Origin of the sequence: Krasilnikovia cinnamomea (assembly GCF_004217545.1) — a bacterium.
Taxonomy (GTDB): Bacteria; Actinomycetota; Actinomycetes; order Mycobacteriales; family Micromonosporaceae; genus Actinoplanes; species Actinoplanes cinnamomeus.
Window position 1 is genome coordinate 814,129 of sequence record NZ_SHKY01000001.1, and the last position, 12,218, is coordinate 826,346.

Genomic DNA, 12,218 nt, shown 5'->3' on the forward strand with positions numbered 1-12,218 from the left:
GGCTCAAAGTGATAGGCGAGGAACTGACCCGAGCTCTGCGGGTCCCGGCCGCACCGCGTCACGGCTACAGCGACCGGAGCCGTTCACCGACCAGCTTCAAGACGTTGCAGAGTTCGGGCGAGCTACTGACCCAATCTCTTCAGGTTCCGGCCGCACCATGCCATGGCGACGGCGACCGAGGCCGCTAGCCGCACGGCGACGACACCTTGCCGCACGGGCTACGAGATCTTGCAGAGCTCGGGCGAGCTGCTCACCCGAACTCTTCAGGTTCCGGCCGCACTGCGATGGCGACCGCGAGCAGGCCGCTGCCCACACGGCCACGACACCTTGCCGCACGGGCTACGAGATCTTGCAGAGTTCGGGCGAGCTGCTCGCCCGAACTCTTCAGGTTCCGGCCGCACCGCTGCCCACGTGGCCACGACACCTTGCCGCACCGCGGCGAGATCTTGCAGAGTTCGGGCGAGCTACTGACCGGAACTCTTCAGGTTCCGGCCACGCCACGGCGACCGGGTCCGTTGCCGACGAGAGGCTGGCGCGTAGCCCGGCAACAACGGTGCGCGAATGCGGCGACCGCAACCGGTAGCGCCACACCGCCACCACGGCCGAGCGGCCACCACCGCCGAGCGGCCACCACCGCCGAGCGGCCACCACCGCCGGGCGGCCGCTAGGCGGCGACTGCGACCGGCACCCCGTGGCTGTCCGTCAGGGCCAGTCTGGTGTGCAGGTTGCCCTGCCGGGTGACCCGGGCGAAATACTCGGTGCGGCGCCGCTGCATGCACCCTTTCCGGGTGCGCGGCCCACCGGCCGCGACGGTGAGCAGCTCCGGCGCCAGCGAACTGTTCAGGCCCTCACGCAGCATCCGCAGCGCCTCCGTACGCAACTGGGAGATCCGCGACTCGGTAACCCCCAGTTCCGCGGCGACCTCGCTGAGCGGCCGCTCCTGCAGGAACGACTGGGTGACGACCATGCGCAGCCGCTCGGGCAGCGCCTGGATCGCCTGATGCAGGTAGCCGAGCCGTTCCCGCTTGAGCAGCAGGTCCTCCGGGCCCTCGGCGGTCTCCGCGATCAGTTCCTCGGCGGCTCCGGCGGGGAAGCCCTGCAGGCTGAGCAGCGCGGCCTTCTGCACGTCGTCGTCGACCGCGGACAGTTCGGAGATCCCGATGCCGAGGAATTCGGCCACCTCGGCATCGGTGGGGGTGCGGCCGAGCGCCGCGGTGAGCTCCTGCCGCGCGGCGGCGGTGCGGCGCGCCCGGGCGCGTACCAGGCGGCTGGCCCAGTCCTGGCCGCGGAGCTCATCGAGCAGGGCGCCGCGGATGCGTACGGCGGCGAACCGGTGGAACGGGATGCCCCGGGTGACGTCGAACGAGCGGGCGGCGTCCAGCAGCGCGGCGAACCCGGCGGACGACAGGTCGTCGGCATGCACATGCCCGGGTACGCGGTTCAGCAGTTCCCGCACCAGATAACCCACCAGCGGCATGTGTTCCCGGATCAGGTCCTCGAGGTCGCGCGCGGACGGCGCGTCGTGGGTGGTGCCGATGGTGGCGGGGAGTTCGGACGTGACGGTCACGGAGGTCCTCCTCGCGCGTACGAGAGCCGGCCCGGTGGTGGCCGGTCAGGAGAACCCTCGCCGCCCCCGGGTGCAGGGGCGGCCGAACTCGGTTGCTTTTCTGGTGCTTTTTGCTGAAAATCCTCAGTTCGCGAAGTGGGGGTGGCGCTCCTCGACCATCAGGCGTTGGAGTTGCCTGCACACCCACCCCATGCGGCGAACGGCCAGGTCCGGGTGGTCCCCGTACTCCGTGGCGACGCCGGCGGCGCAGCCATCGCTGCCGTGCCGCAGGATCATGGCGGTGACCGCCTGCTCCATCGACTGTCGGCTGGGGTGCTCGGACGGCTGCAGGTTGGAAACGAACAACGCTTCGGCGGCCAGCTCCCGCATGGTGCTGATCATGTCGAACTCCCCGATGTGCGACGACGTGCGATATCCGGCCGAACACATGCGCTAGGACCGATCGCCTTCATCTTCCTCGCATGTGCCCTACCGCCCGGCAGGCACGCCGATGCATTTTTTCGCGAGTACAGCCCGGGTACGGGCGCGGGTCGCGCACCCGGAACCGCAGGCTTCGCCGTACCGGACGGGTCGGGCGGCTGGGTGCGCCGAGACCCGCCCACACGCGGGACCACATCCGCGCCGCAGTGGCACGGCTGAGCCCCACCGGCATCGGAGGGCGAGGCGGCGGTACGTCGGGTCGTCCCTGATGCGACATCCGGGGCCCGCGGCGGCGTCGTCGTCACCGACCGCGCGGTCCAGGCCGGAAAGTGTCTGCTGGTGTCACCCACAACCGTATCGCGGCGATCGGCCGACCCGCCGCGTTTTTTGGTCGGCCGCCGGATCTCCCCCTCGGATGAGGCCGACCGGCCGGGAGACGAGGCGCATCGCCCCTACGGCGTCCTAGGACCCTGCCCGGTCACGGTCTGCCCGGTCACGGTCTGCCCGGTCACGGTCTGCCCGGTCACGGTCTGCCCGGTCACGGTCTGCCCGGTCACGGTCTGCCCGGTCACGGTCTGCCCGGTCACGGTCTGCCCGGTCACGGTCCGCCCGGTCACTGGTCAGCCGGGTCCTGGTCCGCAGGGTCGGGCGGCGGCAGCGACGGGCTCGGCGGCGGCGGGTTGGTCGTCGTGGTCGTGGTGGGCGCCGTCGTGGTCGGGTCGGTCGTCGGCGTGTCGTCGTCCGGCGGCTTCGGCGGCGGTGGGGTGGTTGTCGTCGCGGCCGTGGTGGGCGCCGTCGTGGTCGGGTCGGTCGTCGGCGTGGTGGCGCCGGGGGACGGCGTCCCGGTCGCGCCGGGGGTCGATGCCACCGGCACGGGCACCGCCAGCCCGTTGGGCGCGATGGAGATGCCGGGCACGGGGTTGCTGGTCGTCGGCACCGGCCCCAACCGGACGCCGCCGCCGACCAGGTGCTCGACCGGGCGGGACGGCTCGCCGGGCTTGCCCGACACGAACGTCTCGCAGGTCTTGCCGTCGAGCTGGAAGACCATCGGCGCGGCGTTGCTCTCCGCGTACCGGCCGGTGACCTGCACGGTGGTCGTATGCAGCGGGCTGAGCGGGTCGTCCGACGTAACCGTGACGCCACGATCCTGCTGGTCGAGCCTGAGCTTGCCGTTGCCGGACATGGTCTGGTCACCCGGCATGACGAACCACAGGTTCCAGTCCTTGATCGGCACGGTGTCCCGGTTGGCGACCGTGACGGCCGCCTTGAACCGCTTGCCGTCGTCGGACCAGACCGTGTAGCTCACCACGCATTTGCCGTTGGCGGCCAGCACGGACGGCTGCGGCGCCACATGGGCGGCGTCGTTGCGACCGGGCCCGGTGCCCGCGACCGCCCAGGCCCCCGCACCGAACGCGACCAGCGCTCCGGTCACGATCAACGCCCGCCGCGTCGGCACGCCGCGACCGCCGGCGGGGCCGTCCGGCGCCGCCGGCCCGTCGCCGCGACGCTGCGGCGGCACGACCTGTCGTTGCGGGTCCAGCCCGTCACGGCTGTTCGCTCCCACGGGCGGGCGGATGGCGGTCGGAGTGTCCCCGGACAGGCCGGCCACGCCCACGGCCCCGGGACCGGCCCACGCCTGCGCTTCACGGTCGGCCCAGCCGGAGTTCTCGGCGTCGTGCCCGGTGGCCCGGCGCAGCTCGGCGCCGGGTGCCCCTCCGCCCGGCTCGCCGGGCAGAGCGGCGCCGGGCAGGGCAGTGCCGGGATGGCCAGGGCCGGGCAGAGCGGCGCCGGGCAGGGCAGTGCCGGGAAGGCCAGGGCCGGGTGGGGCGGTGCCGGGCGGGGCGGACCGGGCCGCCGCGCTGAACCGGTTGTTGCGTGCCAGGCCCGGCGCGGGACGCAACGGGCCTCCGTTGGCGGGCGACGGGGCGGCCGGGTCGAGCGGGTCGGCGAGGCTCGCCGGTGCGGGGAACCCGTCGTGGAACGGGTCCGCGTCGACGCCGCTCCCCGCGTCGGATCGGGCCAGCGGGGAGCCCTGGGCGTCCACATCGGCCACCGCGGCGAGCCCGGCCGCGGCCATCCCCGAGGGCACCGCCGCGACCCCGCGCCCGGCCTGGGCCGGTGCGTCCGCGACCCGGGCGTGCCCCGGCCGTACCCGGCCGAGGAAGCCGTCGGTCTGCCAGCGAGACGGCAGGATCGTCGTGTCTTCGCTGTTGTCGGCCCAGTCCGGCACGAAGCCGCGTGGGGCCGGGGCGCCCGCCGAGAGGCCCGCCAGCACGTGTGCCAGCTCGGCACTGGAGGGGCGGTCGTCGGGGCCCTTCTCCAGGCACCGGCCGACCAGCGCCTCGACCGCGTGCGGCAGGCCCTCCACGGGCGGCAGCGGCTCCGGCTCGGTGTACTGGTGTGCGCGCAGCAGTGCCGTGGTCGTGCCGACGTCCCAGGGGAGCTGGCCGATGAGGGTGCGGTAGATCAGCAGGCCGACCGCGTACACGTCGGTGGCGGGGCTGACCTGGCCGCCCTCGAGGCGCTCCGGTGCGAGGTAGGCGGGCGTGCCCAGCAGGCTGCCGTCGGGGTCGATGTCGTTCTCGCCGATCAGGGCGGAGATGCCGAAGTCGACGACCTTGGCGCCGGTCGAGGTCAGCATGACGTTGGCCGGGGTGACGTCGCGGTGCACGATGCCGCGGGCGTGCGCGGCCGCCAGCGCCGCCGAGACCTCGGCACAGATGCGTACGGCGGCGGGCCAGGGCAGCCGCCGGACGCGGGCGAGTACGGCGGCGAGCGACTCGCCGTCGACCAGCTCCATGACGACGTACGGGACGGGCTCGCCGTCGACCGTGGTCGCCTCGCCGTAGTCGTACACATTGGTGATGTGCGGATGGCTGAGCCGGGCGGCCGCCTGGGCCTCTGCGCGCAGCCGGCGCCGGAACGACGGGTCGGCACTGGTCGACGGCGGCAGGACCTTCACCGCGACCTGGCGACCGAGTACTTCGTCGAACCCTCGCCACACCACTGACATCCCGCCGGCGCCGAGTCGCTCGACCAGCCGGTATCGGCCGGCCAGCAGACTCGAACCGGGGAGGTCCGTCGTGCTCATGTGCCCCCACATGCGCGATCGGAAGAAACGTCGAGTTCGCACCGCCATGCTGCCCGACGCCGGGTGTGGATCGGTCCGTCGTTGAACCGAAGCATTCCCCATCGACGGCGAGGATGTTAGCCGACGATCGGCCACTATCTCGACCGATCAATGACAGTACCGGCTCACGGGCCGTCACTCTCCGTTCCGGACTTTCCGCACCTGAGATGGTCTCACGTTGATCGGAGAAACCCCAGCTCAGAGGCGTTTCCGTGCACAACGCTTGTCCGATCTAGACGGTATGCCGGATTCGCGTACTCTTGCGACGGTCACCCATTAGTGAGGCATCCGGCCAGGGGGTCGCACTTCTCGTGGCGAACACGCTACGCAGCGAATTCCTCGGTTCGATGCAAACAACGATCAGACCCGGAATCTGCGACGGAACCGGCCGGCGATTACCGTGCGTTGCCATTCTTTCGATACTCATTTTCCGGCCCTATCGGTACTCGCCCGCCGAGGCTCCGGCATTGACCAGGACAACCCCGCCTGATTGGCCGATCCGGGCGAACGATCATTCCTTATTCGCAGCCGTCGACATTCGTACGGACATAGGGGCCAAGTCGGTCGTGGACGCGATCATCGGGCGGCGCCGGCCAGTCCCGCCTCCGCGGGCCGCGCGCCCCGCCCGTGCAGCAGCCCCAGCGCGGCGTCCGCGTGCCCGTGCAGCAGCAGCACGACGTCGCCGGGCTGCGCGAGCCGCAGGACGGCGTCGAGGGCCTGCGCGTCGCTTCCCGCCCGCACCGGGGTCAGCTCCGGCCGCCGCGCCAGCATCTCCCGCTCGACCAGGGCCGGAACCTCCCCGGGGGCGCGTCCCCGCAGCTCGCCGTCGTAGAGCACGACCCGGGTCAGCCCGTCCGCCAGCACCTGAGCGCAGAGCGCCAGCACATCGTCGCGGCGGTCACCGGGCAGCGTGACCGCCGCGAGGCACCGCTCGGCGCCCCAGAGCCGGTGCAGGGTCCGCAACACGGCCGCCAGCGCCGCCGGATCGCGGGCGTCGTCCACGAAGACCGACACCTCGCCGACCCGCAGCAGGGTGCCCCGGCCGGGGTTGTGCCGCGGCGGGTCGAACTCTGCCAGCCGGGCGAGCGCCGTCTGCTGGGCGGTGCCCAGCGCACGGGCCGCCGCCAGCGCCGCGAGCGCGTTTGCCACGGCGTATCCGGCCGCTCCCCCGAACGCGCCCGGCACGTCGGCCGCGCGCACCAGCGGCGTACGCCGGGCTCCGGTGGCCTGCACCAGCCAGCCGTCCGCCAGCAGGTACGCGGTGCCACCCCCGGCCAGGTGCGCGGTCAGCACCGGATGGCGCGGGTCCAGACCGAACCAGACCACGCGTTTGCGGTCCGCCCGTACCCGGGGCAGGTCCACCAGGCCGCGAACCCACGGGTCGTCCGCGTTGAGCACCAGGGTCCCGCCGTCGCGGACCCGTTCGGCGATGAGCGCCTCGACCCGCACGCGGTCCTCGATCGAATCGGCCCCGTCCTGGCCCAGGTGGTCGGCCGTGATGTTGGTGATCACCCCGACGTCGGTCCAGTCGTAACCGAGCCCGCCGCGTACCGTCGCGCCGCGCCCGGTCTCCAGCACGACCGCCTGCACCCCTGGATCGCCCAGGACCATCTGCGCCGCGCCCGGCCCGGTGGCGTCCCCCCGGTGGATCAGGCGCCCGTCGATGCTCACCCCGTCGGAGGTGGTGAGCCCGACCCGCTGAGTGCCCGCCAGCAGGTGCGCGGCGAGGCGGGCGACGCTGGTCTTGCCGTTCGTGCCGGTCACCGCGGCGGCCGGGATCCGCCCGTTGGAACCGCCCGGGAACATGGCCCGCACGATCGCGTCCCCGACGTCGCGGGCCGGGCCCTGCTCGGGTGCGAGATGCCTGAGCAGCCCGGGTGCGGCGGTGACCTCGACGACCCCGCCGGCCGGCTCCACCGTGGGGTCGCCGGCCGGCACCGGCTCCGCGACGTCGGCCAGGCGCAGGTCGACGCCGGCGATGTCGAGTCCCACCAGCGCGGCGACGCGCCGGCAGAGCCGGGCCACGTCGGGGTGGACCCGGTCGGTGACGTCACGGCTCGCGCCGCCCCTGGCCGAGGGTGCCGCCATCCGCTCGGCGGCGGCCACCACGGCGTCGGCCACGACCAGGACGCGGTAGTCGCGGCCCGGCAGCTGGCGTTCGACCACCACGTCGCCGCCGGCGGCCGCGAACGCCCGCTCGACCTCGTCCGGCGTGCCGAGATCGAGGGCGATGCCCTCGCCCGGCCGGCCACGCCGCGCCTTGACCACGACCGGCGCCCCGAGCCGGTTGAACAGGCGCACCGCCTGCTCGGCGGTGTTCGCGGCACCGCCGGGCACCACCGGGACACCCGCCTCGGCCAGCAGCCGCCGGGTGACCTGCCGGTCCCCCGCGATGTCGACGCCCACCCCGCTGGTGCGATCGGTCCTGGCGTCCCAGGCGAGGCGGCGCCGGTTGCCCCAGCCGAGCCGCAGCAGGCCGAGATCGCCGTAGCGTTCGACCGGGATGCCCCGGCGCCGGGCGGCGGCGACCACGGAGCGGGTACCCGGCCCGGTGGCCTGCCGCTCGGACACAGCGGCCAGCTCCGCGAGGCGTTGGGCCAGGTCGAAGTCGGGCAGCACGGCGGCCACCGAGGTCACCGCCTCCACGGCGGCGTCCAGCAGTTCGGCCGGGAGGGTGGAGTCGGGCGACTCGTCCACGGGGCACTCGACGACGAGGTCGTACTGCCCCGGCTCGGCGGAGGCGACCGTACGGCCGAAGCTCACCTCGCGCCCGATCCGGCGCGACAGCTCGACGCAGACGTGCTCGGTGACGTGCCCGAAGCAGGTGCCGACGCGCATCCGGCTGACGAACTCACCGGGGCCGCCCGCCGCGCAGCGGTGCTCGGCCAGGCCGGGCAGTGCCCGCAGCAGCCGTTCCGGAAAGCCGGCGAGATCGGTGGTCTCCTGCCCGGCCAGTTCGTCCAGGCGCAGGCGCGCGACGGCGACCGGCCGGGCGAGGTACACATTGGGTCCGCGCAGGCGCCGGACGCTCAGGATTTTCACCGCATCCTCCTCACCCGGCCGCACCAGAGTGGAACCACCCCTGAGGTTAATCGGAACATTTCCGAAACATCCCGCTAATCTCCCGAGTGGGCGGCGGCCCTCGTCCGGCGTCGCGGGCCCGGCCGCCGCGGGCCCGGCCGTCGCGGGCCCGGGCGGCCGCGGTCCGGCGGACCCCGAGGTCAGCGCCGCCGGGCGCCGGGGCCGGGGCGCGGCACGATGTCGCGGTACCGGTCGACGCGGTGGCCCTCGGCACAGTGCAACTCGCCGTGCAGCGGGGCGCCGCACCCCCGGTGCTCCATCACCAGCGGCGGCCCCTCCGGCTCGGCCAGGTACCGGTCACCCCACTCGCGGACCGCGATCAGCACGGGATACAGATCGAGACCCTTGTCGGTGAGCCGGTACTCGTGCCGCACCCGGGCGCCGGGCTCCCGGTACGGCTCCCGGCGCAGCAGCCCGTCGGCGACCAGGGCGGCCAGCCGGTTGGCCAGAACCTGGCGCGGGATGCCGGTGCGTGTCCGCATGTCGTCGAAGCGCCGGTTGCCGACGAAGACCTCGCGCAGCACGACGACGGTCCATCGCTCGCCGAGGACCGCCATGGCCCGGCCGATCGTGCAGACGTCGGCGTCGTAGTCGAGGGCCTCGGGGTGGGTGGTGGCGGGCGTCATACCGCCAGGCTAGGTCTGTTTGACAGATGCAGCAAACCGGTGCCAAGCTGCGTCCATGACCCAGACTCAGGATGCCACCGGCCACACCGACGATCTCGGCACCGCCGCGGCGGATGACGGTGTCCGCGCCCGCACGTTCACCTGGACCGATCCCGCGCGCCACGCCCACCTGCTGGGCCGCAGCGGTGGGCTGGAGCTGCTGCGGCGCATCGCCGCGGGCGAACTGCCGCCACCGCCGGTGATGGAGCTGCTCGACATGTCCGGCATGGAGGCCGAGGAGGGCCGGGTCACCTTCTACCTGCGACCGCAGGAGTTCCACTACAACCCGCTGGGCACCGTGCACGGCGGGGTGCTGTCCACCCTGCTCGACAGCGCCGCCGCCTGTGCCGTGCACAGCACCCTGCCGCCCGGGTTCGGCTACACGTCGCAGGACCTCAACGTCAAGTTCCTGCGCGCGGTCACCGTGGCCTCCGGACGGCTGCGCTGCGAGGGGGTTGTGATCCAGCGGGGGCGCCGCACCGCGTACGCGGAAGCCCGGATGACCGACGCCGACGGCCGCCTGGTCGCGCACGCCACGTCCAGCTGCCTCATCTTCGAGGTCACCCCCTGATCGGGTGCCGCCGCCGGTGCCGTGGACGGCCGGGTGCCTGCACACCGTCCACGCTGCCCCGCCGACGGCGGTCACGCCTTTCCCCCAGGCTGACGAGGGCGCCGGTAGGGTCACGGGATGCTCGCCGGAATCGTCGTGCCGGGTCGCGGATACACCGCGCAGGGTCCGCTGCTCGACCTCGCCGACCACGCGCTACGCGACCGGCAGGCGCATCTGGAGACGATCTCGTGGACCGTGCCGTCCGGTCTGCTGGACGTGGGACCGGAGCCGTTCGTGCGGGCGCACGTGGAAGCGGCCCTGCACCGGGCGCACGAGGCCGCGCCGAACGCCCGGCCGGTGGTGATCGCCAAGTCGCTGGGCTGCTGGGCGGCCGCCCTGGCGGCAGAACGCGGGCTGCCCGCGGTCTGGCTGACCCCGGTGCTCACCGCCGACGACGTCGTCGCCGCCATCGGCCGCAACCCCGCCCCGGCGCTGCTGGTCTGCGGCACCGCGGACTTCGCCTGGGTGCCCGAGGCCGCGCAGGCGACGGGCAAGCCCGTGGTAACCGTCGCGGACGGCGACCACAACCTGCGGGTGCCCGGCCCGCTGCACCGCTACACCGACGCGCTCGGCACCGTGGGCACCGCGATCGAGGAGTTCCTCGACGGGCTCGGTTAGCCCGCGCTGACCGTCGCGTGCCGGTCGGCGGCGGGTGGCTCCCAGGTCGCCGGGTCCGCGTCGACCTGTGCGCCCGAGCGGATGTCCTTGACCGAATCGGCCGCCCCCTCCACACCCGGGAACCACACGTACGGCACCCCGCGCCGCTCGGCGAAGCGGATCTGCTTGCCGAACTTCGCCGCCGTCGGCGCCACCTCGGTGGCGATGCCGCGACGGCGCAGCGCGGTCGCGATCCGGTCGCAGGCGGGCCGCAGTTCCTCGTTCGGCAGGGCCACCACGACGCAGGTGGGCACGGGGCGGGACACCGCCAGCGCGTCGCGGCCGAACAGCAGCCCGAGCATCCGGGACACGCCGATGGAGATGCCGACCCCGGGGAAGCGTTCCGTGCCCGAGGTGGCGAGGTTGTCGTACCGGCCGCCGGAGCAGATCGAGCCGAACTGCTCGTAGCCCCGCAGCTGGGTCTCGTAGACCGTGCCGGTGTAGTAGTCCAGGCCGCGGGCGATCTTCAGGTCCGCCACCACCAGGCCGGGGGCGTGCTCGGCGGCGGCCTCCACCACCCGGACCAACTCGCCGAGGCCCTCGTCGAGCAGCGGGTCGTCCACGCCGAGGGCGCGTACCGCGTCGACGAACGAGGCGTCCGACGCGCTGATCTCCGCCAGCTTCAGGCATGCGGCGGCCTGGGCGTCGCTCGCCCCGGCGGTCTCGACCAGCAGCGCGGCCACCTTCTCCGGGCCGATCTTGTCGAGCTTGTCGACCGTACGCAGCACCTGCTCGGTGTCGGCCAGACCGAGGCCGCGGTAGAAGCCCTCGCAGACCTTGCGGTTGTTCACCAGGATCCGGGCGGGCGGGATCGGCAGGGCGGCGAACACGTCGCCGATCACCAGCGGCATCTCGGTGTCGTAGTGGAACGGCAGGGTGTCGCGGTCGACCACGTCGATGTCGGCCTGCAGGAACTCCCGGTACCGGCCCTCCTGCGGGCGCTCGCCGCGCCACACCTTCTGGATCTGGTAGCGCCGGAACGGGAACTGCAGCTTGCCCGCGTTCTCCAGCACGAAGCGCGCGAACGGCACGGTCAGGTCGAAGTGCAGGCCGAGCGCGTCGTCCCCGCCGGGCGCGGACGGGTCCTCCTGCAGGCGGCGCAGGACGTACACCTCCTTGGAGGTCTCGCCCTTGCGCAGCAGCTGGTCCAGCGGCTCGACCGCGCGGGTCTCCAGGGGGGCGAAGCCGTACAGCTCGAAGGTGGCGCGGATCTTGTCCAGCACGTACTGCTCGATCAGGCGCTGGGGCGGCAGCCACTCGGGGAAGCCGGAAATGGGCACTGTCTCTCCGTATACGGGGTCAGAGGCCGCGGCGGGGCGCGCCGGTCAGTTCCCGCAGGTACGGGTTCGAGGCGCGCTCGCGGCCGATGGTCGTTGCCGGTCCGTGGCCGGGCAGCACGACGGTGTCGTCGGCCAGCGGCAGGATCTTGTCCCGCAGGCTGGACATCATCGTCGCCGTGTCGCCGCCCGGCAGGTCGGTGCGTCCGATGGAGCCGGCGAACAGCACGTCACCGGAGAGGCAGACCTCATCTGCGTCCCACGTCGTGCCGGCGCCGGGCAGCCGGAACAGCACCGACCCGCCGGTATGGCCGGGCGCGTGGTCGACCGTGATCTCGATGCCCGCGATGGTCAGCGTGCCGCCGTCGGTCAGCTCGGCCACGTCCTCGGGCTCGGTGTACGGCAGCCGGCCGCCGAACAGGGCGGCCAGGTCGATGCTCAGCCCCTTGGCGGGGTCGGCCAGCAGTTCGCGGTCGGCGGGGTGCACGTACGCGGTGATGCCGCGGGCGCCGCACACCGGCGCGACGGAGAAGGTGTGATCCAGGTGGCCGTGAGTCAGCAGCACGGCGGCCGGGTGCAGCCGGTGCTTCGCGATCACCTCGTCGAGCCGGTCCAGCACGCCGATGCCCGGGTCGACGATCAGGCACTGCTCCCCCGGACCGGCGGCCAGCACGTAGCAGTTGGTGCCGAACGCCTCGGCCTCGAAGCCGGTGACGAGCACAGGGCACCCCTCTCGCACGGTCGGTATCGCCCCGCGAGCCTACCGTGCGGGGTGGTTCGGTCGGCGGTGCACCGGGACGGGCCGCCACAC

At 73.3% G+C, this 12,218-nt stretch carries 10 protein-coding genes; 2 read left to right on the plus strand and 8 right to left on the minus strand.

All coding sequences use genetic code 11. The annotated features are described in order from the left end of the window. Positions 1 to 664: 664 nt before the first annotated feature. The 6 genes from EV385_RS03540 to EV385_RS03560 all read right to left on the minus strand — a co-directional run bounded on the left by EV385_RS03540 (position 665) and on the right by EV385_RS03560 (position 8,824). The gene (locus EV385_RS03540) at positions 665 to 1,567 is read right to left on the minus strand and encodes a sigma-70 family RNA polymerase sigma factor (RefSeq protein ID WP_130508141.1); all 903 of its coding nucleotides are present in this window, start codon (positions 1,565 to 1,567) and stop codon (positions 665 to 667) included. A gap of 123 nt (positions 1,568 to 1,690) precedes the next feature. Then, entirely contained in the window at positions 1,691 to 1,948 is a 258-nt protein-coding gene (locus tag EV385_RS03545; protein WP_130508142.1) for a hypothetical protein, read from the minus strand. A 491-nt stretch (positions 1,949 to 2,439) separates the two neighbouring features. After that, positions 2,440 to 2,604, minus strand: a complete 165-nt coding sequence (locus EV385_RS33740; RefSeq protein WP_165449379.1) for a hypothetical protein — start codon at positions 2,602 to 2,604, stop codon at positions 2,440 to 2,442. Continuing rightward, positions 2,601 to 5,078 carry a protein kinase domain-containing protein gene (locus EV385_RS36045; RefSeq protein ID WP_423203013.1) on the minus strand — a complete coding sequence of 826 codons (2,478 nt, stop codon included), beginning with the start codon at positions 5,076 to 5,078 and terminating at the stop codon, positions 2,601 to 2,603. Before EV385_RS36045 ends, EV385_RS33740 begins: the two co-directional genes overlap by 4 nt. Before the next feature lie 615 nt (positions 5,079 to 5,693). Continuing rightward, positions 5,694 to 8,159, minus strand: a complete 2,466-nt coding sequence (locus EV385_RS03555; protein WP_130508143.1) for a cyanophycin synthetase family protein — start codon at positions 8,157 to 8,159, stop codon at positions 5,694 to 5,696. A 179-nt stretch (positions 8,160 to 8,338) separates the two neighbouring features. Beyond that, positions 8,339 to 8,824, minus strand: a complete 486-nt coding sequence (locus EV385_RS03560; protein WP_130508144.1) for a winged helix-turn-helix transcriptional regulator — start codon at positions 8,822 to 8,824, stop codon at positions 8,339 to 8,341. A 55-nt stretch (positions 8,825 to 8,879) separates the two neighbouring features. Between EV385_RS03560 and EV385_RS03565 the strand changes: the two genes are divergently transcribed. After that, on the plus strand, positions 8,880 to 9,434 hold the full coding sequence (locus EV385_RS03565) for a PaaI family thioesterase (RefSeq protein ID WP_130508145.1): 555 nt from the start codon (positions 8,880 to 8,882) through the stop codon (positions 9,432 to 9,434). Between the two features lie 117 nt (positions 9,435 to 9,551). Next, complete coding sequence (locus EV385_RS03570) at positions 9,552 to 10,091, plus strand: alpha/beta hydrolase (protein ID WP_130508146.1); 540 nt, start codon at positions 9,552 to 9,554, stop codon at positions 10,089 to 10,091. Here the strand turns inward: EV385_RS03570 and hisS are convergent. After that, entirely contained in the window at positions 10,088 to 11,410 is a 1,323-nt protein-coding gene (gene hisS / locus EV385_RS03575) for a histidine--tRNA ligase (protein WP_130508147.1), read from the minus strand. The genes EV385_RS03570 and hisS overlap by 4 nt on opposite strands. A gap of 19 nt (positions 11,411 to 11,429) precedes the next feature. Then, positions 11,430 to 12,128 (minus strand): MBL fold metallo-hydrolase, encoded by a 699-nt coding sequence (locus EV385_RS03580; RefSeq protein ID WP_130508148.1) that lies wholly within the window; start codon positions 12,126 to 12,128, stop codon positions 11,430 to 11,432. Positions 12,129 to 12,218 lie beyond the last annotated feature (90 nt).